Source organism: Armatimonadota bacterium (assembly GCA_023511795.1).
Classification (GTDB): Bacteria; Armatimonadota; UBA5829; order DTJY01; family DTJY01; genus JAIMAU01.
This window is the reverse complement of sequence record JAIMAU010000026.1, coordinates 1-25,908: the sequence shown is the minus strand read 5'-3', so window position 1 is coordinate 25,908 and position 25,908 is coordinate 1. Positions and strand designations below refer to the sequence as shown.

The window sequence follows — 25,908 nt, the reverse complement described above, 5'->3', positions numbered from 1 at the left end:
CCGCTATCTGAACGAACTGCCCGAGTTTCAAAAGCAGAATCCTACCGCCGAGTTGATTGCAAAAGTGGTATTTGAAAAGATGCGACTACTGCTCGGCGAAATTGTCTACAAAGTCACCATTTGGGAATCGCCAACTTCCAGCGCATGCTATTGGGAAGAAGCTTAGCCCTCGTTTTCTAATTACTACTCCATTGGCAAGTAAGCGAATCAAGATTTGGAATTCAAGTTTCCTTTTCGGGATGAAGCGACGGTTTAAGCGGAAGTAGCGGCATTTTATTTACTGCATGGAGAAGCACGTCTAGGCTATATGTCAAATGTGTAAACTAGCGTCAGAAGGTTGGCTTTTTGAGGTATTCTCTGGTATCCAAGGGGAAGGTCTCTTAGTTGGCTCTCGTCAGGTTTTCGTGAGATTTTCTGGCTGCAATCTTAATTGTAGGTATTGCGACACCCAAGATGCACGCAAAATGCAGAGGACATTCCGAGCAGAAGTTGAACCAGGCTCTAGAAAATTCATGATTCTAAGCAATCCCATAGGAACCCACCATGCTCTACAGTTCGTCAACCGACTCGATGTTCCTCGTGGTCTGCATCACTCGGTTGCTTTAACTGGTGGGGAGCCGCTTGCCCAGCCTGAATTTTGCTCCAGCCTTGCCTCAGAGTTGCGCTCTGCTGGTTTTCCAATCATGCTGGAGACTAATGGTTCACTCCCCGATGCTCTCCCGGAGATTTTGCCGTTCCTAGATGAAATTGCTATGGACATAAAGCTTCCGAGCTCGACGGGCGGTCCAAACCTTATGCAAGAGCACGCTCAATTTTTGCAATGTGCGTCTGCAAAGTCAATTCATGTGAAGGTTGTTGTCGCTGATAGTACTAAGACTGAAGAAATCGAGGAGGCGGCGAGAATGGTAGCAGATGTTCGCCATGAGATTCCGGTTGTACTTCAGCCAGTAACAGCAACTGGCGGGATAATGCCGCCGTCGCCCAAACAAATGCTAGAATGGCAGTCGCTTTGTAAACGCTACCTGCGCGACGTCCGCGTTATCCCTCAAACGCATAAGTTAATTGGGCAGTTGTGACCTCCGTCGAAGTTGTCCGCATGCAGCTGATATAGCATGCCCCCTCTCAACTCGTTGGGTTACTGTAATACCCGATTCTTCAAGGACCGAACGGAAGGCACGGACGCGAGCTTGAGAAGGGCGGTCGAGCTCAAGACCTTCAACTGCGTTGTAGGGAATAAGGTTAACATTACACAGCATGCCTTTGAGGAGATTTGCAAGTTTTCGCGCGTGGGAGATACTATCATTAATATTTCGTATTAGCAGGTACTCAAAGGTTATACGTCTGCCAGTTGTTTCAGCATATTCCTTGCATGCTTCGATTAAATCTTGCAGCGGATATCGAGCAGCAAAGGGGATTATCTGACGGCGTAGCATATCATCTGGCGCATGGAGCGAAACTGCAAGCGTTAGTTGTAGTTTCTCTTCTGCCAGTCTTCTTATCTGGGGAGTTATACCGATTGTGGAGATAGTGATATGCCTCATTGAGATTCCAACTTCCTTGTTTAAGATTTGAATGCTTTTTAGCACATTTTCATAGTTAAGTAGCGGTTCCCCCATTCCCATATAGACTACATGGCTGACTCGACGCGCTGTTTCTTTTTGGCATGTAAGCACTTCATCCACAATTTCGCCGGCTGTTAGATTGCGTGCGAAGCCTGATATTCCTGTTGCACAGAAGATGCATCTTACGACGCATCCTACTTGGGTGGAGACACAAACTGAGACTCGGTCTTCGTAGGGAATAAGGACGCTTTCTATTGTTTGACCATCTTCCAGCTCCAAAAGGAGCTTAGTAGTTTCATCGCGAGATACACTTCGGTTAACAATACGAGCGCGATAGAGAACCGTGGCTTCTTTCAGTCGTTCCCGCAAAGACAATGGAAGGTCAGTCATTTCATCAAGGCTAGTGGCATTGTGCTTGTAGAGCCATTTTGCAATCTGGCGGCCTCGGAATTTTGGCTCCCCCAATAACTCCGCTAACTCTTCGAGCTCCAACGAGGTCATTCCCAACAAATGTGGTTTTTCTTTAAGCCTGTCTCTACTTCGCACAGTTTCCAAATACAAAACGAGTGTGGGATATTCCTTCACCCCACACCCATAATACCCAAAATCTGTTTTTTTCTTGTTTTAGGCGGCTTTTGCCTCAGCGGATCCAAAGAAGAGTAGGTCTGTTTCGACGAAAATCTTGCGTTGAACTTCGTCAATTGTGGTAATCCCTGCAATCACCTTGTTTGCACCATCCTGCCGCATTGTAACCATGCCTGAGGCAAGGGCTGCGCGTCGAATTTCATTAGAGGAGGCTTTGTTTATTGTCAACCTGCGGATTTCGTCGGTCATTATCATTGTCTCTCGTATACTAGTTCTTCCTTTGTATCCGGTGCCATCGCAACTTCTGCATCCCACTGCGCGATATATTTTTATTTTTTCGTCCGGTTTTAAACCTAGCAGTTCTTTTGTTTGTGCATCTGCTTCGTATGGCTGTTTACAGTCAGGGCAAAGCACTCTTACCAAACGCTGAGCAAGAACGCCTATTATCGCAGAGCTAACTAGGAATGGTTCGACATCCATATCTATCAACCGAGTAATTGAGCTAGGCGCATCATTGGCATGCAGTGTCGAGAAGACCAAGTGACCAGTGAGCGCCGCCCGAAATGCCACGTCGGCGGTTTCTGCATCTCGAATCTCGCCGACAAGTATTATGTCTGGATCCTGTCTTAGTATCGCCCTGAGTTGGTTCGCAAATGTGAGACCGATTCGATGATGTACATTTGTCTGGTTGATTCCATCAAGTTCGTACTCTATTGGATCCTCAACGGTCATTATATTTGTATGTTCCGATTTTAGTTCATTCAACGCTGCGTATAGCGTTGTCGTTTTGCCGCTACCTGTTGGTCCGGTTACCAAAATGATGCCATGAGGCTGGCTAATAAGCGATTTGAACACCTCGAGGTCACGCGGTGAAAACCCAAGCTTTTCTAGGGGGATTAAGCCTTCGCTTCTATCTAAAATTCTAAGGACGATTCGCTCGCCATATAAGGTTGGGCTTGTGGACACTCGGATATCAATGTTTCTGCCATCTAGGCGGAGAGTAATGCGTCCATCTTGCGGTAGTCGCCGCTCTGCAATGTCTAGCTCAGACATAATTTTAATTCGCGAAGAAATAGCGGGATGTAATGACTTGGGTAAGCTTCTTGCTAAGTGAAGCTCACCATCAATCCGATAGCGAATGTCAAGAGTGTTTCTTCGAGGCTCAATGTGGATATCGCTTGCTTTCTTTCGGACGGCTTGCGTAAGGAGCATATTGACCATCCGAATTATCGGCGCCCGGTGGCTTTGCCGCCTGACTTCATCAATATCCTCATGTTCATCTTCATCAACGCTTGTAAGTTCGAGGTCAGTCGTTGCTTGCTGAACAAAATCTTTAAGTTCTTCTGCTTCATACTGACCATAATTCCTATCTATTGCCTCTCGGATTCGCCATTCAGTGGCGAGCACGGGTTCTGCCCTCAGCTTGGTTTCAAACTGAATGAGGTCAATTGCTTCAACATCCAAAGGGTTAGCCATTGCCAGCGTAAGTTTGTTATGAGACCTTTTTAGAGGTATAAGCTGGTATGTGCGGCATATTGATTCGGAAACCAAGGATAGAACTTGTGGGTCGAATTGGAACTCTTGAAGATTAACATATCCTACGTCTAACTGCTGAGCTCTCGCCTCGGTTATCTGTTCTTCTGTGGCAAGTTCGAGCGAGATAAGTACCTCTCCCAACTTTTTATGTGTTCGCTGCTGTTCCGCCAGAGCTATTTCTAGTTGCTCTGGCGTTATTATCTTCTTTCGTATGAGAATATCGCCAAGTGGTCTCTTGTACAATTCCTCCATTATTTGCACCTGCCCTTGGATAGAACTACCTGTGATTTGGCAATGACCTGGGTAGCTAATTACTTGCTTTTTTTAGTAAGTCTTTGGATGATTGATTTGATGTTTTCCGATGCCTCGGCTGTCTTTTTGGCATCGAATTTGATTTCAATGGTTAGAACAGCTCCTTCGCCGGCCTCTTGGGGTAGATATTTTGCAGGTATGATGACTACTTCAGCTTTTTCTCCAACTAAGAGAACTGCCTTATCTTCCTCAATCCGATCCACAAAAGCCTGAATCTCACTGCTACTCATCTGCTTGTCACCACATCAATCCATTCTCCATCAGTCGAAAAAATTACATCGCCATCCCTGTCCGTGCGAAAGACTTTTACCCCTGCTGCATTCAGTCGCCGGAGCGTACTTCTTGCGGGGTGGCCATATTCGTTTTCACTGCCGACAGATATAACTGCATAAGCTGGCTTGACCACTTCTAGGAACTCATTCGATGTGCTGTCTGCACTACCATGATGAGCAACCTTAAGTATGTCGGCTTTTAGGTTTCGATGAGCAGCTAGAAGCTGTGCCTCTGCTTGGTATTGAATGTCGCCCGTTAGAAGCACGCCCACATTCTTGTATCGGATGAGAGCGACAACTGAGCTATTGTTTAGTTCGGAATCTGTATCCCCGCCAAATTCAGTGCAAAACAAATCAAGATGGATGTCCTTGCTTATAATTGGCATCTGGTCTTTGCCAACTAGCCTGTAATCAATTCGGCGTTCTTCAATTTTTCTAAGTACCATTTTGTAGATTGGGCTTCCATGTTCACAACCTGGGTCAACAACACATGATATGCCAAAATTGTCGAGCACTGCTGGCAGTCCGCCGATATGGTCTGCATGCGGATGGCTTATGATAAGCAAATCAATCCGACTGATACCTTGTTGATTTAGGTATCGAATTACTTTATCGGCGTAATTTTGGTCTCCTCCATCTATTAAAAGATTTCGTCCATCTGGCGTTCGAATCAGGGTGCAATCTCCCTGGCCCACGTCAATAAAATGGACAGTCAGCTGTCCCTCTCGCCTAAATCGTTCTGGCGCTTGCGGAATTCGCTTGCCAAGGTTTATGCCCAGGATCGCCAAGGCTATCAGTAAAATTATAGGCAGAAGTTTCCTCATAACTCACCTTCGGGGAAAAAGAACTATTTGGACATGGCAAATATCCCAATTAAAATTCACTTCAGCGGCTTTTCTTTTTATTCCTGCTTTCTATAAACTTCGAATGTTTGGTCATGTGGCTCTTTGCTTCAATTAGGCTACCAATTTTCTTTTTAAAGTAACAATTTAAAGTAACAATGCCGTGGTGTTTGACCTTTTACTCAGCGGGACGTAAGATATAAATACATATTCCCCTGCAAGAAAAGGAGTTGCCAATGCCAGTAAATCCGTCTGTTATCTCGCTTCTAATTAAGCCTGCCGGCCCAGATTGCAATCTTCGTTGCACATACTGCTTTTATCGCCAAAAATCGGATATGTTCCCTGGTGTAAAGGAGCACCGGATGAAAGCATCAACCCTTGAGCGGTTAATCGAACAAGGCATGGAAGCTGGACGCGACCTAGCCCAGTTTTCTTGGCAAGGCGGAGAACCAACGCTGATGGGACTCGACTTCTTCAAGCGCGTGGTCGAACTTCAGGCAGCGAATCTTCGTGAGGGCCAAATTGTAACTAATGCTTTGCAGACGAACGCAACGCTTTTGGACAACAAATGGGCAGAGTTTCTGGCAGCTTATAACTTCCTTGTTGGAGTTAGCCTAGATGGACCTGCAATATTCCACGACTACTACCGTCGAGACAGTAGGAAGGCGGGTAGCTATGCGCGTGTGATTCAAAGCATTCGAATGTTGCTCGAAGCAGGCGCAGAGGTGAATATTCTTGTCTTGCTAAATGATCGTAATGTTCGTGAGCCCGATCGAGTCTATGACGCTTTGCTTGAAACAGGTGTAAAATATTTCCAATTCGTGCCATGTCTTGAACCAGGGCCAGGAGGAACGCCGGCTTTCTACTCTATCACTCCAGAGCAATACGGGGAATTTCTTTGCAGGATATTTGACCGATGGCTGGACAGCCCGATGGACATCTCAGTGCGCGATTTCGATGACCTTATGCTGATGCTCCAAGGCCAACCGTCGAATACGTGCATTACCCAGCCGAGGTGTGGGGGATATATGCTTGTTGAACATACAGGCGATGTGTTCCCTTGCGACTTCTTTGTCCTCCCAAAATGGAAATTGGGGAACTTAAATGAAACACCCCTTTCGGAATTGAGGTTTTCAACCAAGCTAGCAAAATTTGGCGAGCAGAAAACTATGCTTTCCGACGCCTGTCGTGAGTGCCACTGGCTTAGATTTTGTTATGGCGGATGCATCAAACATCGCATTATCCTCGGCGGCGCCCCCTCCGACCCGAGCTACTTCTGTAACTCGTACAAAATGTTTTTTGAGTACGCCACCTCAGTCCTTGAGGAAATTCAAAGAGTCAGCTGAATGCAAGTTATCTTGCTCCATGAGCAACTTTCTAAGTTGCTTGCGAAGGCCGCCATATATTCAGTAGAATGTATTTGGGAGGCATGGCATGGCAATTTCCAGCGTTTATATTCAATTCAAACAAGACCCCGAGGCTGATAATTTACTAGGACATTTAAAAGAACTAGGCTACAAATTGAAAGGACTTCGCATTGAGAGAGTCATTCGCCTTGAGGGCAATTGTGATTTAGAGAAACTCAAACCCCTTTTTGTGAATCCTCTTTATCAAACATGCTCTTATGATTCGAAGCTTTCACCATTAGAAGGGCCAATAATTGAGATTGGCTACCAGCGAGCTGTGACAGACCCTGAAACTCCCAGCATCTTTGATGGCGCACGCGCGCTAGGGGTCGAAGGTCTCGTATGGGCGCGCCTTAGCCAAAGGTACCAATTTATAGGTGCAACAACCGAAGAGGCCCTGCGCATTGTAAAAGAAAACCTATATAACCCAATCGTACAAACAATCATCGAACAACCATGGGATTCGTTAAGGCCCCATGGAGAGCCAGAGCCGGTAAAGCATATTCGTTTAACTGGGCTTACCGATGAAAAATTGCTCGAGCTTAGCGAAAAACATTCCTGGTACGCCCCTTTGTCGCAGTTGAAGGCTCTCCAAGGCTACGAGCAAAAAATTGGCAGACCGCTGACGGATGCCGAGATAGAAATTACAGTGCAGTCGTGGTCCGACCACTGCTACCATACAACATGGCGGAGTCTGAGGCTATTAGAGAAGCTTCAGGCGGCAACGGTGAGAATCAACCATCCGCTCGTAGTTTCTGTCTTCAAAGATAATGCGGGCGGAATGAAATTTTACGATGGTCAGGTTATTCTTATTAAAGGCGAAACCCACAACTTTCCGTCTTCTATTGCCACTTTTGGTGGAATTGCGACCAAACATGGCGGTGTAATTCGTGATGCCATTGGTTTTGGGCGAGGCGGATATCCCATTGGCGGCTCCACTATAATGGGCACAATGAACCCAAGGATTTCAGACTCTGAAGTTCCTGCTGGAGCGCTACACCCCAGGATAATTGTTATGGAGTCAATCCGTGGAACAGCATATTATTGCAATCCTATGGGCATTCCAATGATGCATCCTATATATCGTATACATCCTGGCTATCCAAAGTGCTTTGCATTGGGCCATACAGTTGGCATAATTCCTGAAAAATATGCTCTTAAACTTGATCCCATTCCTGGCGACAAAGTAGTTCTGTTCGGTGGGCGAACGGGTCGCGATGGCATTCATGGGGCAACAGCAAGCTCAGCAGAAATGACTGGCGAAACGATACATAAAGATGCAGCCGCAGTTCAAATAGGCCACCCAATCACCGAACGGAAATTCATGACTGCTGTACCGATTCTCCGTGACGCAGGATGTATTCGCTCGATAACGGATCTTGGGGCGGGCGGCATATCCTGCGCTGTTGGGGAGATGGGCTCGAAGACTGGCGTTCGCATTGACCTTTCAAAGGTTCCACTCAAAGACGAAAGCCTTGCGCCGTGGGAAATCCTGCTCTCTGAGTCCCAGGAGCGAATGCTAGCCGCTATCCCCGCCGAGAAGCTGGACGAAGCTCTGAAAATTCTCCAAAGATACGACGTGGAATATGCCGTAATTGGTGAATTTACAGATACTCACAGGCTGACTGCATATCATGGTGAGACACTGGTTGCCGACATTGATATGTCTTTCTTGTGGCGGGAATGTCCGATTGATGAAATCGAGATAGTCAAACCCAAAAGAAATCTAAAACCCGTCCAGCGGCCGCAACCATCCACCCCAAAGGAGTGGAGAGAAGCGGTGGAAAAAGTAATTTCTCATTACCATTGTTGTGACCAATCTGCTGCCGGCATGCAGTTTGACTCCACCGTTCAAGGACGCACTGTGCTGGGTCCGTATGGCGGTTTGAACGGTAGAATGAGGAACGATGCTTGGGTTGCTGCTCCAATTCGAGGAAAGCCATACGGAGTAGTTACTACTGTGGCGTTTAACCCATTCTATCCCGATGTTGATCCCGCGGGGGCGGCAAGGCTTTCAGTAATAGAAGCCATTGCAAAGGCAGTGGCGGTAGGTGCAGGGTTAGATGATATCGTATTGTGCGATAATTTTTACACGCCGAAGATTCGACCCGAAGTTGCATGGGAACTGAAAGCTATGGTAGAGACTGTCGCTGAGCTTTCAGAGATATTTGGGACGCCTTTTATATCTGGCAAAGATTCGAGTTCTGGCACTTTCAAGGCGGAGACCGGCGAACTAATTGATGTGCCTTATACTCTCGTAGTCTCAACACTATGCCGAATACCCGACGTCAGGAACATTGTCACAAAGAATTTCAAGACGCCCGGGAATAAACTTGTCGTTCTTGGCAAGCTAGACCCGGAGCGGCTGGGTGGGTCGGTTTATCTTGATGCTTTTGGTGAACGAGGAGATAAGCTTTCCGATTGGGGGAACGAATGGGCGAAGGACCTCGTCATTACATACCGCCGCCTGCACAAGTTATATTGGAACGACAACCCAGTAAAATCAGCCTCGGCAATTGCTGAAGGTGGAGTGCTCTTCCGCCTTTTCGAGGGTGCAATGGGTTCGGGACTCGGCGCTCGTGTAGACCTTTGCAACTTTCCTGCAGGACGAAAAGATGGAGCACTTTTTAGCGAGGCTGTTGGGGCGATTCTGCTGGAGGTGCCACCGGACGTCGAGCCTATGGATCTTTTCGGAGGTTTGCCGTGGTTCGAAGTTGGCGAGGTTATTGATACACCTGAACTTGTCATTAATGACGCCCAGGAAACGCTTCTCAAAGTTTCAGTATGTGACCTGGTAAAAATCTGGGAGAAACCTTTCACGGAGGTAGTTGGGTAATGGAAAGAAACGCTCTTAATTTTGGAATTCACACGCCAAACACCTCCGCTGTAGTGACAGTCCTATATGGCCCTGGCATTAATTGCCACGAAGAAACTGCATTTGCAATCGAGAAAGCTGGCCTTAATGCCAAAATCGTCAACTTTCAGGATATCCTGACAGGCGAGGAGCGCTTAACTAGCTATCAGGCAATAGTGATTCCCGGCGGTTTTTCATGGGGCGATCACCTTGGTTCAGGGCGCATCTTTGGCTTGCACCTGGTCGCTTGTGTTGCAGACCAGCTTCGTGAACTTGTGGAAACAGGTAAGCCGATACTGGGAATTTGCAATGGTTTCCAAATACTTGTCGAAACAGGTCTTCTTCCGGCGGGCACTGTTGGCGAGCGTCAGGCGGCGCTGCTTCAAAACAAGTCTGCACGCTTCGAAAGTCGGTGGGTAGAGCTAATAGTAACAGACGATAAAAGCATTTGGACCAAAGGTTTGCATGGACGCATTCTCCGAATGCCTGTTGCTCATGGCGAGGGCCGCCTTTATTGGGAAAACGATGACATTATCCATCCCGTGGTTTGTTATTCAAAAAACAACCAGCCGACCGAAGAGTATCCCTATTGCCCAAGCGGGTCTCCAAAAGGGATTGCTGGAATACGTGACTCGACTGGCTTAATCTTCGGCCTTATGCCCCATCCTGAACGTGCCACGCTTCCTTGGCACGGCTCTTCCGATGGTATTGAAATATTCAAGAACCTCGCGCAACATCTGAAGCGTTGAACAAGCTTCGCGCAAGTTTCCTTCAGTTTAAGAAAGTTGGCAAGAATTGAAGGAAAATCCCCTGGGTTAGTGTGAATGTACATGGGTACGGAATTCTTATGGACACGTTCATGATTAATTGCAAAGCTCTGGGAGGATGAACAAAATGGAGCAAACACCGGGATTGTCTGAGGGCGAGCAGATTATTGAGGAAACAATCGAGAAATATGTTGCTTATGTAAATCCGACATTGGCAAATCTAATGCGGTTTGCTGGGTTCGGAGATGTTGAGGCGAGTGCAAAAGGCATTTATGTTACCGATTACTCAGGCAACCGTTATATTGACTGCTTAGGTGGATACGGCGTTTTCAGCCTTGGTCATCGCCATCCTACAGTTGTGGCGGCGGTTGAAGAACAACTAAACTCAATGCCGCTATCCTCTAAGATATTCTTCAACAAACCACTCGCGGATTTGTGTGAGCTGCTAGCAGAAATTACACCTGGCAAGCTGCAGTATAGCTTCATCTGCAATAGTGGAACAGAAGCAATTGAGGGTGCAATCAAGGCTGCACGAATTTATACGAAACGTTCGGAGTTCATATGCACCCTTGGTGGCTTTCACGGGAAGAGTTTGGGTTCTCTTAGCGCTACAGGACGCGAGATTTACCGCGAACCTTTCCAGCCACTAGTCCCAGGGTTCGTCCATGTTCCATTTGGCGATGTCAACGCAGTGGCAGAAGTCATTTCAGAAAAGACAGCCGCTGTAATAGTCGAGCCAATCCAGGGCGAGGGAGGAATCCACATACCGCCAGAAGATTATTTGCCTGGTTTACGTGAGCTGTGTACGCAGAACGGTGCCCTACTTATTGTTGATGAAGTGCAAACGGGTTTGGGACGAACTGGGAAGATGTTTGCGGTGGAGCACTGGGGTGTTGAACCAGACATCATGACTTTGGCAAAAGCGCTTGGCGGCGGCGTGATGCCAATCGGGGCTTTTATAGGCACTCCCGAAATCTGGGATGCGATGTTTCGTGAGAATCCTCTTATGCATACTTCAACATTTGGTGGAAACCCTCTGGCATGCAGAGCGGCTATTGCGGCAATTCATGTTACAAGGGCTGACGACCTTCCAGGGCGTGCGGTACGACTTGGCGAACGTTTCATTGGCAAGCTTAGAGAAGTGCAGGCAAAGCATCCTGATGCGCTTGCAGATGTTAGGGGCCTCGGCTTGATGATTGGGGCGGAATTTACTCATGAGGATATTGGTGAGCTGGTAATCGGCGGCTTGGCGAGGCGAGGGGTAATTGCAGCATATACACTTAACAATCCGAAAGTAATTCGTTTTGAACCGCCGTTGATTATTGATGAAGATCAACTTGATGTTGTAGCGGAAATATTTGACGAATCAATAGCAGAAGCAACAGAATTGCTAAAGGGAATTATATAAAAAGCAGTCTTTGGCGGGTGGTTTGAGTGGCAAGGCAGGATGATTCTCCTCAGGGCAATGAGACAGGTGATTCGCATAGTAAGCTGCCAGAGCATTTGGTAAAGCGGACAGTCCGCTTGTCGTATGTTCAGTCGATGCTCGGCGCAGTCTACAGCGCCTCTACAGGCGGAATGTTTATAATCGGATATGCTCTTAAGTTGGGCGCCGATAATGTCCAGATTGGTTTGATGAGCACAGTCCCAATGCTGTGTGTTGTCGTACAATTGTTTTCGGCGCTACTGGTCGAGCGTGGGTTTAGCCGCCGTTTATTGACAATCAGCGCTTCAATACTCAATGTTGCTGGATGGGCGCTGATAATTCTAATTCCCTATATTTTTAAAAATGCTTCTTCTGACGCAAAGATTGCCGCGCTAATTGCTATTATTACTCTCAACACAGCGTTTGCATATATATCAGGAAATGCTAGGGCGAGCTGGGTGGGTGACATAATTCCTGCACGAACAATGGGCATATTCTTTGGGCGAGTTATGATGTATGCGGGGATTGTTGGAACAGTTCTGGCTCTAATTGAGGGAACGGTGTTGGACCACATCAAAAGCCGCGGAATAGCTGCTTTCAACTGGCTTTTCCTTTTTGGAATGGTTTTTGGACTGCTAAATGTGTTGCTTTTTGTACCTCAGCCTGATGTTAGAGTCAAAAGCAAAAGTTTGGAAGCAAAATATTTCCACTTAATCCGCGATACGTTTTCGAATCGCAGTTTGACGATGGTTATGCTTTATGGTCTTGTGTGGTCAATGCAGTCCTTAGCGGCGCCGTTCTACGCTACGTACATGCTGCGTGACCTTAGAATGTCTTTTTTGGGTATCGGTGTTTTAACTGGCGTATCCACAGTTACCGTTCTTCTTTCATCATCCTTTTGGGGGAAAGTTGTGGATATGTATGGCTCACGGCCAGTGCTTATCACGTGCACTGCTGCTATCACACCCGCGCCACTCGTGTGGATATGGTTAACTACCGCCAAAGCAGTGTACTTTGTAATTCCAGCAATCAACATCTTAGCTGGGTTTACGGCGGCGGGGGTTTCGGTAGCTCTGAGTGCACTCCTTTACAAAGTTACTCCAAGTTCGGGTAGGGCAATGCAATTTGCTATTTATTCCATCGTCATTCTGCTGTTGGTCTCTCCGATGCCAACAATTGGTGGTCATCTCCCTGGCTGGTTGAAGTCGCTAGGGATTAATGCAGACCTTAGATGCACATTCTATACTTCGGCGCTGTTTCTTCTTGGTGCGACTTTGGTTGCTAGGCGTATTCACGAGCCGAACTCGGCTGGTGCGCGCGAAATGGTCCGAAATCTTCCTTCCCACCTTCGCTCCCCAAGCACTTTAGTATCCATCGAGTAAACCCGAATATAATCTACGTTCTCTGCGTTATGTAGAAGCGGGAACGAATGCTCAAGTAAAATATATGCAAAATTGGTGTAAGATATAGACGCATAAACAATCAAACCTTTATCGGAGGGATTGTCGTGAGGCTTAAGGGTTTTATCTTGATTATTACAGTATTCATCTTATGGGTTTTAATGCCTTGCCTGGCTGTGGATTTTGAGAAAGAGGAAGAGTATTGGAAAGCTGAAGTTGAAAAAGAGAGCAAAGACCAAGCATACGCCATTGAGCAACTTGCTCGTCTCCGAGAACGCATGGGGAAGTTCCAACTCGCCATTGACACGTGGGGTTTCCTGAAAAAGATGCATGGTGAGCAAAATGCTTTCAACGAAAGCTCTGCACCGGATGTTACTTACGCTGAATTAGCTGACTTCAAAATCCAAAGATTAAGAAGGGTCCAGAATCAAATTGCCAATCCACCGAATCCGCCTTCCTCCGAAGTTAGAATGAAACTCATTGACGGCCAGAAAGCGATTGGGCAATCGCTGACATTGGGAAAGGCTGGCTATATTCACCTCATGGTGCCTGTGGATATGGATGGAGATCTTTTACCCGAACTGTTTACGGTAATAGGAGAGCGGGAGAAACAAGGAGAACCTGGGCGGATGATTATTCTAGTTCACAAGTGGAACGGCTCGAAGTATGTCGAGGCTTTTAGATGGCGCGATATTTTCGACCTTGGAGTCGTTGAGGAGCCCGATTTTTGCATAGTGGACTTAGAAGGTTGGGGAATGTATTCAGTAATAGTTTCATTCGAACGAGGAGCGGACAACACAGCCGCAATCCAAAGCAATGGTAAGACGATCATGTGGGCAAATTGATTGCGGGCTTCTTGGCTCTCTTTAGGCACCCGTCAAAGCTTGTCGTCATGCGGTGTTTTTGTTAGAATTGAGCGGCAATGGATGCCCACACCCTCAAGGTTCTCGAATTCAGCGATATAATTTGTATGCTCCGAGAGCGAACTGCGTGCGCACTCGGGGATGATGTCGCGCGTCAGCTCGAGCCCACTAACGACTTCCTTGCCATCACAGAGGGCCAAAGGGAAACAACAGAGGCAAAGAGAATCCTTCAAGAAGAAGGCCCGCTCCCTCTCGGCGGTATCCACGATATACGTCCTCATGTAAATAAGGCGGCAATGGACGGAGTTCTCGGTCCATCTGACCTGCTTGAAGTTGCCGAAACACTTGCGGCTGGCCGCAGACTGAAGGGCTTCATTCAGAAACGCCAAGAGATGTTTCCAAAACTAGCCGAGGTCGCGGCAAATATCGGCGTCTTCCCTCGAATTGAGGAGGCTGTCGGCGAATGCATTAGCGAAAGCGGCGAAATACGTGATACTGCTAGTCCAGACCTTGCCAGAATTCGAAGCAGATTGAAAGCCGTTCATGCTCGCCTAACAGATAGGCTTCATTCGATTATCCACTCAGCCGAATTCCGTACAATGATACAAGACCCGGTGATTATACAACGCGGCGATAGGTACTGCATTCCTATCAAAGCTGAGCACCGTCCTCATTTTCCCGGTATCGTTCACGATAGCAGTGCAAGCGGGGCAACTGTTTTCATGGAGCCTGCATCGGTCGTGGAGATGGGGAATGAGCTAAAGGAGTTGGCGTTAAAAGAGCAGCATGAGATTGAGAGAATTCTCCGACGGCTATCTAGCATGGTAAAGTCTAGTGCATCAGAAATTACAGTAACACTTGGTGCGCTGGGGAGGCTCGATTTTATATCTGCAAAGGCAAAGCTGAGTTGCGATATGAATGCAACCGAGCCGCTGCTTAACAACGAAGGTCGCCTTGACATAACAAAGGCGCGCCACCCTCTATTAAAAGGCGAGGTCGTGCCAATTGATGTTCGTCTTGGCGAGGATTTTACCGCTCTCCTCATCACAGGTCCAAACACTGGTGGAAAGACGGTTGCCCTTAAAACTGTAGGACTACTCACTCTGATGGCGCAAAGCGGCCTTCACATTCCTGCAAATCCTGGTAGCGAATTGGCAGTCTTCGATAAGGTCTTTGCAGATATAGGGGACGAGCAGAGCATTCAGCAGTCCCTTAGCACATTCTCGTCGCACATGGGGAACATTGTGAACATTATTCGCAATCTCAGCCAGAATTCACTTGTGCTACTTGATGAGATTGGCGCAGGAACCGACCCGGCGGAGGGGGCCGCACTTGCAAAGGCAATACTTGATAATCTAATGGAGAAGGGTGTAAGGGTTGTAGCTACCACTCACTACGGCGAGCTTAAAGAATTTGCTTTTGTTCGCAAAGGGATAGAAAATGCAAGTGTTGAGTTCGATATCCAAACTCTTCAGCCTACCTATCGGCTGATGATTGGTGTTCCTGGGAGCAGCAATGCTCTAGCAATTGCATCTCGCCTTGGCCTTCCACCTCAAATTATCCAGGAGGCACGCGAGATGATTGGCGGCAGGGAATCATCTGAGGAAATCATTCGCAAGATTGAGCAAACCCACCGTGCTGCGGCAGAGCGTGAGCAAGTCGCAGAGCGGATTTCAAGAGACGTTGAGGAGCTGAAAAGGCGCTACGAAAAGCGCCTAGAGGAACTTGAAATCCTTCGTCGGGAAATACGCCAACAGCTCGCTGAGGAAATTGACCGGCATGTGCGCAAGAAGATTGAAGAGTTAGAGCAGATAATTCAGGACCTAAAGCGCATCGGTAGTCAGCCAAAGAAAATTGATGAAAATAGGAAGAAGTTTAAGCAACGGGTAAAGGAAATCCGAGATGAATTGGAAGAACTGCTTCCAGAAGAAAAGGAGGAGCCAGAGGGGCCATTCGTTCTAAAAGCTGGGGACCAAGTCAGGGTAACTACATTTAATGTTGATGGCGAGTTGTTAAATGACCCGGGAGAGGGAGAAGCATTGGTCATGGTGGGTAGCATGAAAGTGAGCGTCCCGTTCAGTGTGCTTAGACCAGCCAAGAGCATATCAAAGAAAATCGAGAAAGCAACAGGCGCTGTTCAAATCTCAGCAGAGAAGGTGGGCCAAATTTCGCCTGAGCTTAAGCTTATTGCCCAGAGGGTTGAGCAAGCACTTATAAATCTTGACAAGTATCTTGACGACGCCTATCTAGCTGGCTTGGCGTCGGTTCGAATAATTCATGGCAAAGGAACTGGCGCATTAAGGAAGGCAGTTTGGGAATTTTTGGCGAATCATCATGCGGTGGAATCATTTCGTCTTGGCGAACAAGACGAAGGCGGCACGGGCGCAACCATAGTCAAACTTCGTGAAAAATAGCACTCTAAGAGAAAGCTGTGAGAAGGAGTCAATTTGAATGGGAAATTATCCTGAAGATTTAATTCGTAAGTTAAAAAATCAGGCTCGAGAGATTCGCAAAGACATCATAGTAATGATTGGCGCAGCACAGTCAGGACATCCGGGTGGCTCACTTTCAGCTGCTGACATAGTAACGGCGCTTTATTTCCATGTCATGCGTCATGATCCGAAGAATCCACATTGGCCGGACCGCGACCGCTTTGTTCTCAGTAAGGGTCATGCATGCCCAGTGCTCTATGCGGCGCTTGCCGAAAGCGGCTACTTTCTCAAAGAAGAAATTATCACTTTTCGGAATATCAACAGCCGACTCCAAGGGCATCCTGCTTTGGGTAAGCTGCCGGGAGTAGAGTTTACCTCTGGTTCGCTTGGCCAGGGGCTCTCAGGAGCAAACGGCATGGCGCTAGCTGGAAAACTTGACGGGAAAGACTACCGCGTTTTCTGTATGATTGGCGATGGCGAGTCCCAGGAGGGCCAAATATGGGAGGCAGCAATGGCAGCCGCCCATTACAAGCTGGACAACCTCACTGCCATTACTGATTTTAATGGCTTGCAGATAGACGGCTTTAATTGCGAGGTAATGGATGTAAATCCGCTAGCTGATAAATGGCGAGCGTTCGGTTGGAATGTAGTTGAGATAGATGGCCACGATTTCACGCAGATTTTGGATGCACTCTCCCCTGATGCTCGAGTAGATGGCAAGCCTACAATGATTATTGCGCGCACAATTAAAGGCAAAGGCGTAAGCTTTATGGAGAACGTGTGTGATTGGCACGGCAAAGCCCCAAACGAAGAACAAGTTTGCCAAGCCCTTGCTGAATTGGAGGCTGGAGACGCTGAATAATTCAAATATGTTTCGTGAAAAGTTGGTAGAGGCAGCCAGAGCTGCCATAAACATGGCATATGCACCCTATAGCAAGTTTCAAGTCGGAGCCGCAGTCCTAGGTGAAAGTGGCAGGGTTTATGCCGGCGCGAACGTAGAGAACGCATCGTTTGGGCTCACTATTTGCGCGGAAAGAGTTGCCGTCCTGAAGGCAATTTCTGAAGGTGAAAGGACAATTAAAGCAGTTGCGGTTGCAAATTCAGCTGGCAGCCGGGCTTTTCCATGCGGGGCATGCCGCCAGGTAATCGCCGAATTTGTGCCTACTGAAGGGGATGTGGACGTTTACCTAGTGTCAGATGAAGGAGTTGAGGCTTATACTCTTGCGAATCTCTTGCCGCATTCTTTCAAACTATAATTGCAGTGTCTTAAGGTCAACTATTGATTTTAGAGTAATGAAAGAGTAGGGAGAAACAAATGCCTGAAAAAATCGCCACAAGAGATGCATATGGAGAGGCGCTCGTAGAATTGGGCAAGAAGAACCCCAATGTTGTTGTTCTTGACGCTGATTTGTCAAAATCTACAAAAACAAATCTTTTTTCCAAAGCTTTTCCCAATCGACATTTCAATATGGGTGTTGCCGAAGCAAATATGATCTCAACCGCGGCTGGCCTTGCAACGTGTGGAAAGATTCCATTTGCAAGTACATTTGCTGTTTTTGCAAGTGGGCGTGTTTGGGACCAAGTCAGAATGTCGGTGTGCTACCCCGAACTTAATGTTAAAATTGTCGCCACCCATGGCGGAATCACTGTCGGAGAGGATGGGGCGTCCCACCAAGCTAATGAGGACATTGCCATCATGCGAGCATTACCAAACATTACGGTTATTGTTCCAGCGGACGCTGTTGAGACAAAGAAGGCTGTAATGGCAATCGCAGATTTTGAAGGGCCAGTATATATGAGACTTGGACGATCTGCCGTGCCGGTGGTGTTTGACGATAGTTATGACTTTCAAATCGGCGAGGCGGTGATAGTTCGCCCGGGCGATGATGTTTCAATATTTGCATGTGGTATCATGCTAGCAGAGGCTTTGGAGGCGGCGGAAAGTTTGGTGCTGGAGGGCATCTCTGCCGAAGTTGTGAACGTAAGCACGATAAAACCCCTTGATACCGAGACCATTCTCGGCTCAGTTCGCAAGACCGAATGTGCTGTGGCTGCTGAAGAACACAGCGTCATTGGGGGACTTGGTAGTGCAATCGCTGAGGTATTGATTGATGCCTTCCCAGTTCCCCTTGAGCGTGTTGGTCTCCCAGATACCTTCGGGGAGTCTGGTAAACCGCATGAACTCTTGGCGAAGTATTGCATGACGTCATCGGACATTGCTTCCTCTGCCAAGCTAGCCATCAAGCACAAGCGGGAGCGTAGGTAGATGGCGAAGAAGGCTGTCCAGTTCGGCGCAGGGAACATCGGCAGGGGTTTCACAGGCCAATTATTTACCGAGTCAGGCTATGAGGTAGTATTTGTAGACGTCGTAGATGAAATCGTTCATCTTATTAACGAACGCGGCTGGTACCCCATCGAAATAGCTAGCGACCATCCAGAGACTGTAATAATTCGCAATGTTCGCGCAGTTCATGGAAACAATCGAGAGGCTGTTGCCTGTGAAATTTTCGATGCATCAATTGTATGTACAGCGGTTGGCGTTAACGTCTTGCGCCATGTCGCTCCTTCAATTGCCAAAGGTATCAAGCTTCGAGCCGATGCCAAAGTTGGCGATTCGCTGAATATTATTATCTGCGAAAACCTCCTGCATGCCTCCGACGTCCTAAGAGGATATATCCTCGAGGAGTTGCCTTCTGCATATGCCGACTACGTACGAGAACACGTGGGGTTTGTGGAATCGGTGGTTAGCAGAATGGTTCCGGTAATGACGGAAGAGCAGCGGCAGCGCGACCCTTTGCTTGTTGTTGTCGAGGAGTATAAAAAGCTGCCCGTTGACCGCAAAGGTTTTGTCGGCGAAATACCGGCAATAGTTGGTTTGCAGCCCTATGACAACTTCGAGGCCTACGTCGAAAGAAAGCTTTTTACCCATAACCTCGGACACGCCGCAGCTGCTTACTTGGGCTATTTGAGAGGATTTGAGTATATCTATCAGTCTATGAACGACCCTATCGTTCGGAAAGTCGTTGAGGGCGCGCTTGCGGAGACAGGTGAGGCATTAATCAAGAGACACGGTTTTACGCCTGAGGAGCATAAGGAGCACATTGATGATCTCCTTCGTCGGTTTTCAAATGTCGCACTTGGCGATCAAGTGGCACGAGTAGCCCGCGACCCGATTAGAAAGCTTGGCCCAGACGACCGATTGATTGGCAGTGCCAAACTCTGCATTGAGTATAAGATTAGCCCCAATAATATTTGTCTAGCCACAGCGGCAGCATTGTTATATGACCATCCTGATGACGAAGCAGCACTAAAGCTCCAGCAGATGATTCAGGAAGAAGGATTGAATCAAGTCTTTCGTTCCGTTTGCGCCATTGAACCAAGTTCTGAACTTGCTGGAATGATTCGCGAGCGGCTCGAAATCATCAAATCAGGAGAATGGCCGCCCAAAGCAGAGGTTAAATAATGCCTGAGGAGTTCAGAGCAATTCGCCCTGATGAATTTGACGAGTGCTTGAATCTATGGGCAACAGTTTTTGAGCGCGTTGGGCGGAATTATTTTCTTCCCTACTTCTATGGAGATCCCCGGTTCAAGTTAGAATACACGAGGGTGTGCGTCGTCGATGGGAAACTAGTGAGCGCGGTTCAGATATGTGAGCGATTAGTCGGCGTTGGAGTCGCAGATATTGTTATGGGTGGAATTGCTAATGTGGCGACACTGCCTGAATATAGAGGAAGAGGGTATAGCTCGCGACTTCTCAAAGACTCTATACGCGTAATGAGACGCTGCGGCTTTGATTTCTCACTGTTATTTACAGGCATTCAGCCCTTCTATGAGCGACTTGGCTGGAAATCCGTGCCGATGCGTTACCTTATGGGCAAGCTAAGGCAGAATATCAAGCCATTGGAGATGCGCGGCTATGTCATACGCCAACGTACCGATGATGATTTCCCTGGCATTCAAGCGGTTTACCAAGCTTACAATACCGCTCGACCGCTAACCGTGCGGCGACCAACAGATTATTGGAAAGGATATGTTCAGCCTAGATTTGGGCCGCCGGATAATACGATAGTAGCCGAAAGAGGGGGGACAATCATCGGTTATGTATTTTCTCCATCAGACAAGGATACTTTCAGAATCAGCGAGATAGGTTGTCTTCCAGGGCAGGAGGCATGCTTCGACCTTCTAATCACGTATGCGGCGGCTAGAGCAAGAAACATGGGTGCTCAAGGTTTATGGTGTAATGTTCCGCAAGAACCCCATGTTCTAAAGGCCCTTCGGAAAGTTTCGGACGAACTACAGCTGCGAGAATATTACAGTGGAATGTATCGGCTAATTGATATTCGTACGCTAGGTGGGAGACTAATGCATGAGTTGAATCTGCGTGCTCGAAACAATATGCTTCTTTCGGGGGCCATTAGCTTGGATACTGAATTTGGTAGCCTTGAGCTTACGGTAAGCGACAATCAAGTAAATCTCGGAGCACATGACCCTGTGCATGTGCAAGTTTCTCAAGAGGACTTGTTTAGTCTGATTTTTGGATTTAAATCGGCGGATGAATTGCAGGTTAAAACAACTTTGGAGGCGCATAAGATTATTTCAGCCCTCTTTCCGAAGCAAAAACCAGTGTTTTGGGGGCCAGACCATTTCTAGGAGTCAATGCTATGTCTTATATGCTTGACGAAATCCACGAGCAGCCGGCAATTATCGAAAGGGTTATTGGCTCGGAGCTTAATAACGCCTTTGGCCTTTGCCGCGCAATGAAAGAACGAGGCATCAATGCTATTGGCATTGCTTCACGTGGCACATCGGACAATGCGGCTACGCTTGCAAAATATGTATTCGAAATAGTTAATGGCGTTTTGGTTGCCTTAATTGCTCCATCGGTTTTTACACTTTATCGCTCAAAGCTCGACCTATCTCGGTATCTTATTCTTGGCATCTCACAGTCTGGTGAGTCAACCGATGTTGTTGAAGTATTGAGGCAGGCGCGAGAAATGGGTGCACTCACCGCCGGCATAACCAACGCCGAGGGGTCGAGCCTTGCTAATGTTTCAGATTATTGCCTCCTCTGTCATGCTGGTGAGGAAAAAAGCATAGCAGCAACTAAGACCTACATGTCAACTCTGGCATTAATCTATTTGATATCAAGTGCTTTAGGTGAAAAACATGAAATGCTCGATGGGCTTCGGTCTGCGGCGGTTGCCATGGCGTCTGTATTTTCCATCGAAGGAGACATCGCCAAGTGTGTTGAGCGATATAGATATATGTCTGAGTGCATGATAACAGCGCGTGGATTAAACCAAGCAACATGTCAGGAAGCTGCCCTGAAGCTTGAGGAGACATGCTACGTCGTGGCTAATCCTCTGTCTGCGGCCGAGATTATGCACGGCCCAATTGCTGTTATCGAAGAAGGATTCCCGGTCTTCCTTTATGCGCCACAAGGCAGAGGCTACGATTCGATGTTTGAGCTATCGGAGAAACTGGCTGAGAAGAAAGCTGAAATGATTGTTGTTTCCACAGAAGATGGGATTCTCGAAAAGGCAAAAACACCAATCAAGTTGCCAATAAGCGTGAATGAGGTTTTTAGTCCGCTTGTCTATATAGTTGCAGGCCAGCTATTTGCACAGTATCTTTCGTTAGCCAAGGGCTATAACCCCGACAACCCGCGCGGCTTAAGCAAAGTAACGCAGACTATGTAAATCAATGCGTGATACATAAAGCGAATGCCAAAATTTAAAACATAAAAGTTTAACACAGCGTCAGATAGGTTTCCTTCGTTGTGGTTTGACGGAGAAAGAGGTGAAATCGGAGGAGTCAAATGGTAATAAATAGAGAGCGGCTGGTGAATAAATTTCTGGGCCTTGCAGCAATCAGCAGCCCAGCGAAGCATGAAAAAGCTCTGGCAGATGTATTAACCGAAGAGCTGAAGAGTCTCGGCTTTGAGGTTATGCTTGATAGAGCAGGTGAGAAAGTAGGAGGCAATACCGGCAACGTAATTGCAACAAAGAAAGGTTCGGTTGAAGGCGCCGTGCCAATTATGTTCACCGCGCACATGGATACCGTTTCCCCAACTGAAAACTGGGGATATATTATGGATGGTGATACCATCCGCTCGAATGGCAAAACCATTCTTGGAGCTGACGATAAAGCTGGAATTGCCGCAATTCTTGAGGGCTTGAATGTCGTAAATGAGAGAAAAATCCCTCATGGAGACCTCCAAATAGCGTTCACCATCGGCGAGGAGATTGGCCTTTTAGGCGCGAAATACTTAGACTATAGTGTCATATCCTCAAAGTGTGTTTTCGTCTATGACATGGGGAAGCCTGTTGGATGCGTAACGATAGCTGCACCTTCGCACGATAATATTCTTGCTAAGGTTTACGGTTGTGCTTCGCATGCCGGGGCTCGGCCTGAAGATGGAGTAAACGCTATAGTAGCTGCAAGCAAGGCTATTGCCAATATGCGGATAGGACGCATCGACTTCGAGACTACGGCTAACGTTGGTGTTATTAGCGGCGGAACCGCTCGAAATATCGTGCCAGAGTATTGTGAGGTTAAAGCTGAGGCTCGCAGCCGAAACGAGCAGAAGTTGGATGCGCAAGTTCAGCATATGATTGAGGTATTTCACGAAGCAGCCGCGGAAATGGGTGCAGGAATTGAAATCGAAATAGATCGCTCTTATCATTCTTACAGGCTTTCGCACGACGATGAAGTGGTAAGGCTTGCGGTTACAGCGGCGCGTAGGGTCGGAATCGAGCCTGAGATGCATGAAACCGGTGGCGGAAGCGATGCGAATATATTTAACGCTCACGGGCTGCCAGCAACTGTCATAGGGGTCGGCTATGACAAAGCCCATAGCGTTGAAGAATACATCGATATTTCAGATTTTGTGAAGTCCGCTGAGATGACGGTTGCACTTATTGAAGTAGCGGCTGGTGCTTGATTGCCAAATAATAATGGCGCTTTCTTAAGGCTAATGGAGATTAAAAGTACTAACCCATGCTAAATAGAAGAAAAGCCAGGGTCCTTGAAGTAATTTCTGAGCGCAAGGGAGCAGTTGAGCTTCTCGTCGAAGTTGGCGGCAAGCACGAAAAAGCTATATGCTACCCCGACCTAGTTGGCCGTGTCTTACCGGGCGATGAGGTTCTGATTAATACCACAGCTGTAGATTTAAATCTTGGCACAGGCGGATTTCACTTCATTATTTGCAACATGACTCGTCCTGAGCAAGAAGAGGTAATCTCACCCGGCAGGGTCATGAAGCTTCGATATATGCCTCATCAACTTTCCGTAGTTGCTGCCGAGGAGGATGACCCTAATACCCGTGATCGCGTGCTTGCATTCAAAACTTTGGGAAGAATGCCAGTTATCTGCTGTGAACTTCACAGTCAAATTGCGCCGGCTGCCGCTGCTTTTAAAGCGCTGACGGCTCATAACATGCGTCTTGCCTATGTAATGACAGATGGCGCCGCTCTACCAATTGCGCTGAGTAGACTGGTGGCGGAATTGAAGGGCAAGGATTTGCTCGATGTTACAATTACCTGTGGGCAAGCGTTTGGAGGCGACTTCGAGGCAATCAATATCTTCACTGCATTGATAGTAGCTAAGCAAGTAGCTGAGGCTGATGTTGCAATCGTCAGCCAAGGCCCTGGCAATGCGGGCACAAGTTGCAAATACGGTTTTTCAGGAATTGGGCAGGGAGAGGCAATCAATGCGTGTAATATACTTGGCGGGATAGCAATCGCTGTGCCTCGGATTAGTTTTGCCGACACCAGGGAACGCCACCGCGGACTTAGCCACCACACGGCGACCGTTCTCGGCGAAATTGCTCTCACCCAAGCGCTTGTGCCACTGCCAGAAATGTCGCTTGAACGCCTTGCAATCGTCCGCAAGGCAATTGAACCAGCGCTTTCGAAGGTCGGACACGAACTTCGCATAGTTAACGCCGAGGTAGGTATTGAGGAACTTAAGAAACTTGGAATCGACGTTAGAACGATGGGTAGGTCAGTTGATGAAGATATGGAATTTTTCCTTGCAGCATCAGCCGCGGGCGTTGTGGCGGCTGAAATTCTTGGTGAATCATGAATATAAAAGAGAAAACCATAGAATCTAAGCGGATCTTCGAGGGTCGGATTGTAAGCCTGCGCGTTGATACGGTTGAACTGCCGAATGGGCGGCGAACGACGCGAGAGGTAGTAGAACATAAGGGTGCCGTAGCGGTTGTTCCAATGCTCGACCACGAAAGGGTTGTGATGGTCAGGCAGTTTCGGCAACCTGTCGGGTCGGAGCTCCTTGAAATTCCTGCAGGTACGCTTGAGGACGGTGAAGACCCCGCAGATTGCGCCCGCCGAGAATTAGCTGAGGAGATTGGATACTATCCTGGGAAGCTGACGGAGATGTTTCACTCATACCTGTCGCCTGGCTATTCAACTGAAATGCTTCACACTTTTCTTGCAGAGGATTTGCAGAAAGTTTCGGAGAAAAGGGATTTCGACGAATTTTTAGAAGTCGTTACCATCAAGCTTAAAGATGCGGTCGAAATGATTTGCAGGGGTGTTATTTTAGATGCCAAAAGTATCTGTGGACTTTTGTTGGCATTTAAATTGAAGCTGGGATAGCATTCGATTCTCGAAATTCTAGCTTTTCACAAAATAACAAAACTGTCGGAGGATTAACAAATGCTTATCATCGGAGAAAGAATTAACACTAGTCGCAAGATTAAAGGAGAGCCGGTTATTGAAAAAGCAGTAAAAGAAAGAGATTCTGAATATATAGTTGACCTCGCACGCAAGCAAAAAGAAGCAGGTGCAACATACATTGATGTAAATGCAGGCACGCTTACCGAAGGTGAACCTGAAGCTCTGGGGTGGCTTGTTACTACAATTCAAAATGCACTCGATGTGCCGCTCTCAATTGACAGCCCAAACCTTGAAGCTGTTCAGCGTGCTCTTAAGGTTCACAAGGGTCAAGCATTCATTAATTCTGTTACTGCGGAGACCGCCCGCCTAGAAAGCACTATCCCGCTGATAAAGGAATTCGGCGCAAAAATTGTTGCGCTTTGCATGGATGATGCTGGCATACCTCATGACTATGAGGGCCGCATCCGTATTGCACGTGTATTGATTGAAAAACTTACAAACGCTGGGATAAAGCCTGAGGATATCTATATAGACCCACTTGTATACCCGGTAGCTACGGGTCCGCAATACGGGAAGGCGGTTCTCGACACCATACGTACAGTCAAGGCGGAGCGCCCGGATGTTCAGACGATAGCCGGCATTAGCAACGTTTCTCACGGTTTGCCTGCGCGAAAATTCCTAAATCAAGCTTTTACTGTGATGTGTCTTGAAGCAGGAATTGACGCTGCAATTATCGACCCACTTGATCGCCAACTTATGGCATTAATCTATGCATCGGAAGCAATCTTAGGGAAGGACGAGTTCTGCGCCGGATACCTTTCTGCGCATCGTGAGGGCAGACTTGAAGAAGCAAAATAATAGGTAGCCATGTGACACTTGTCCTTTAATTTGAAGCGTTGGGCAAACGCTCGCATCATTCACTTGTGCAATCAGCGAATTACTTATATGAAATCTACGGATTGCTTCCTGCTAACAAGTTGCCGAGAAAGTAGCTGTTAATCCAGGATAGAAG

General features: G+C 47.5%; 23 protein-coding genes. 19 read left to right on the top strand and 4 right to left on the bottom strand.

The window, feature by feature from the left end; all coding sequences use genetic code 11:
- A partial coding sequence (locus K6T99_12560) for a 6-carboxytetrahydropterin synthase (GenBank protein ID MCL6520651.1) occupies positions 1-166 on the top strand: 166 nt, incomplete at its 5' end.
- A 148-nt stretch (positions 167-314) separates the two neighbouring features.
- Positions 315-1,076: a 7-carboxy-7-deazaguanine synthase QueE gene (locus K6T99_12555; protein MCL6520650.1), complete on the top strand. Its 762-nt coding sequence runs from the start codon at positions 315-317 to the stop codon at positions 1,074-1,076.
- Here the strand turns inward: K6T99_12555 and rlmN are convergent.
- The 4 genes from rlmN to K6T99_12535 all read right to left on the bottom strand — a co-directional run bounded on the left by rlmN (position 1,059) and on the right by K6T99_12535 (position 5,091).
- Complete coding sequence (gene rlmN, locus K6T99_12550; protein MCL6520649.1) at positions 1,059-2,063, bottom strand: 23S rRNA (adenine(2503)-C(2))-methyltransferase RlmN; 1,005 nt, start codon at positions 2,061-2,063, stop codon at positions 1,059-1,061. The genes K6T99_12555 and rlmN overlap by 18 nt on opposite strands.
- 123 nt (positions 2,064-2,186) lie before the next feature.
- Positions 2,187-3,935, bottom strand: a complete 1,749-nt coding sequence (gene gspE, locus K6T99_12545; GenBank protein MCL6520648.1) for a type II secretion system ATPase GspE — start codon at positions 3,933-3,935, stop codon at positions 2,187-2,189.
- Between the two features lie 59 nt (positions 3,936-3,994).
- Positions 3,995-4,225 (bottom strand): DUF3006 domain-containing protein, encoded by a 231-nt coding sequence (locus K6T99_12540; GenBank protein MCL6520647.1) that lies wholly within the window; start codon positions 4,223-4,225, stop codon positions 3,995-3,997.
- A complete protein-coding gene (locus K6T99_12535) occupies positions 4,222-5,091 on the bottom strand; it encodes an MBL fold metallo-hydrolase (GenBank protein MCL6520646.1) in 870 nt (289 codons plus the stop codon). The genes K6T99_12540 and K6T99_12535 overlap by 4 nt, the downstream gene beginning before the upstream one ends.
- 254 nt (positions 5,092-5,345) lie before the next feature.
- On the opposite strand from K6T99_12535, the gene K6T99_12530 reads away from it, so the two are divergent.
- From K6T99_12530 to K6T99_12450, 17 genes are all read left to right on the top strand, one after another.
- Positions 5,346-6,455 (top strand): anaerobic sulfatase maturase, encoded by a 1,110-nt coding sequence (locus tag K6T99_12530; protein MCL6520645.1) that lies wholly within the window; start codon positions 5,346-5,348, stop codon positions 6,453-6,455.
- 88 nt (positions 6,456-6,543) lie between these two features.
- Positions 6,544-9,351, top strand: a complete 2,808-nt coding sequence (locus K6T99_12525; protein MCL6520644.1) for a hypothetical protein — start codon at positions 6,544-6,546, stop codon at positions 9,349-9,351.
- Complete coding sequence (gene purQ / locus K6T99_12520) at positions 9,351-10,118, top strand: phosphoribosylformylglycinamidine synthase I (protein MCL6520643.1); 768 nt, start codon at positions 9,351-9,353, stop codon at positions 10,116-10,118. The genes K6T99_12525 and purQ overlap by 1 nt, the downstream gene beginning before the upstream one ends.
- A 145-nt stretch (positions 10,119-10,263) precedes the next feature.
- Entirely contained in the window at positions 10,264-11,544 is a 1,281-nt protein-coding gene (locus K6T99_12515; protein MCL6520642.1) for an aminotransferase class III-fold pyridoxal phosphate-dependent enzyme, read from the top strand.
- 26 nt (positions 11,545-11,570) lie between these two features.
- Positions 11,571-12,944 carry an MFS transporter gene (locus K6T99_12510; GenBank protein MCL6520641.1) on the top strand — a complete coding sequence of 458 codons (1,374 nt, stop codon included), beginning with the start codon at positions 11,571-11,573 and terminating at the stop codon, positions 12,942-12,944.
- Between the two features lie 125 nt (positions 12,945-13,069).
- Positions 13,070-13,807, top strand: coding sequence for a hypothetical protein (locus tag K6T99_12505; protein MCL6520640.1), 738 nt, complete (start codon positions 13,070-13,072; stop codon positions 13,805-13,807).
- 77 nt (positions 13,808-13,884) lie between these two features.
- Positions 13,885-16,239: an endonuclease MutS2 gene (locus tag K6T99_12500; GenBank protein MCL6520639.1), complete on the top strand. Its 2,355-nt coding sequence runs from the start codon at positions 13,885-13,887 to the stop codon at positions 16,237-16,239.
- Positions 16,240-16,276: 37 nt separating this feature from the next.
- The gene (locus tag K6T99_12495) at positions 16,277-17,119 is read left to right on the top strand and encodes a transketolase (protein MCL6520638.1); all 843 of its coding nucleotides are present in this window, start codon (positions 16,277-16,279) and stop codon (positions 17,117-17,119) included.
- 7 nt (positions 17,120-17,126) lie between these two features.
- On the top strand, positions 17,127-17,513 hold the full coding sequence (cdd, locus tag K6T99_12490) for a cytidine deaminase (protein ID MCL6520637.1): 387 nt from the start codon (positions 17,127-17,129) through the stop codon (positions 17,511-17,513).
- 59 nt (positions 17,514-17,572) lie between these two features.
- Positions 17,573-18,523 carry a transketolase family protein gene (locus tag K6T99_12485; GenBank protein ID MCL6520636.1) on the top strand — a complete coding sequence of 317 codons (951 nt, stop codon included), beginning with the start codon at positions 17,573-17,575 and terminating at the stop codon, positions 18,521-18,523.
- Positions 18,524-19,720: a mannitol-1-phosphate 5-dehydrogenase gene (locus K6T99_12480; GenBank protein MCL6520635.1), complete on the top strand. Its 1,197-nt coding sequence runs from the start codon at positions 18,524-18,526 to the stop codon at positions 19,718-19,720. It abuts the gene before it with no gap.
- On the top strand, positions 19,720-20,907 hold the full coding sequence (locus tag K6T99_12475) for a GNAT family N-acetyltransferase (GenBank protein ID MCL6520634.1): 1,188 nt from the start codon (positions 19,720-19,722) through the stop codon (positions 20,905-20,907). The genes K6T99_12480 and K6T99_12475 overlap by 1 nt, the downstream gene beginning before the upstream one ends.
- A gap of 11 nt (positions 20,908-20,918) precedes the next feature.
- A complete protein-coding gene (locus K6T99_12470) occupies positions 20,919-21,956 on the top strand; it encodes an SIS domain-containing protein (GenBank protein MCL6520633.1) in 1,038 nt (345 codons plus the stop codon).
- A gap of 119 nt (positions 21,957-22,075) precedes the next feature.
- Positions 22,076-23,200: a M20/M25/M40 family metallo-hydrolase gene (locus K6T99_12465; protein ID MCL6520632.1), complete on the top strand. Its 1,125-nt coding sequence runs from the start codon at positions 22,076-22,078 to the stop codon at positions 23,198-23,200.
- Positions 23,201-23,256: 56 nt separating this feature from the next.
- Positions 23,257-24,342, top strand: a complete 1,086-nt coding sequence (locus tag K6T99_12460; GenBank protein ID MCL6520631.1) for a DUF3866 family protein — start codon at positions 23,257-23,259, stop codon at positions 24,340-24,342.
- Complete coding sequence (locus tag K6T99_12455) at positions 24,339-24,875, top strand: NUDIX hydrolase (GenBank protein ID MCL6520630.1); 537 nt, start codon at positions 24,339-24,341, stop codon at positions 24,873-24,875. Before K6T99_12460 ends, K6T99_12455 begins: the two co-directional genes overlap by 4 nt.
- Before the next feature lie 60 nt (positions 24,876-24,935).
- A complete protein-coding gene (locus K6T99_12450; GenBank protein ID MCL6520629.1) occupies positions 24,936-25,754 on the top strand; it encodes a methyltetrahydrofolate cobalamin methyltransferase in 819 nt (272 codons plus the stop codon).
- Positions 25,755-25,908 lie beyond the last annotated feature (154 nt).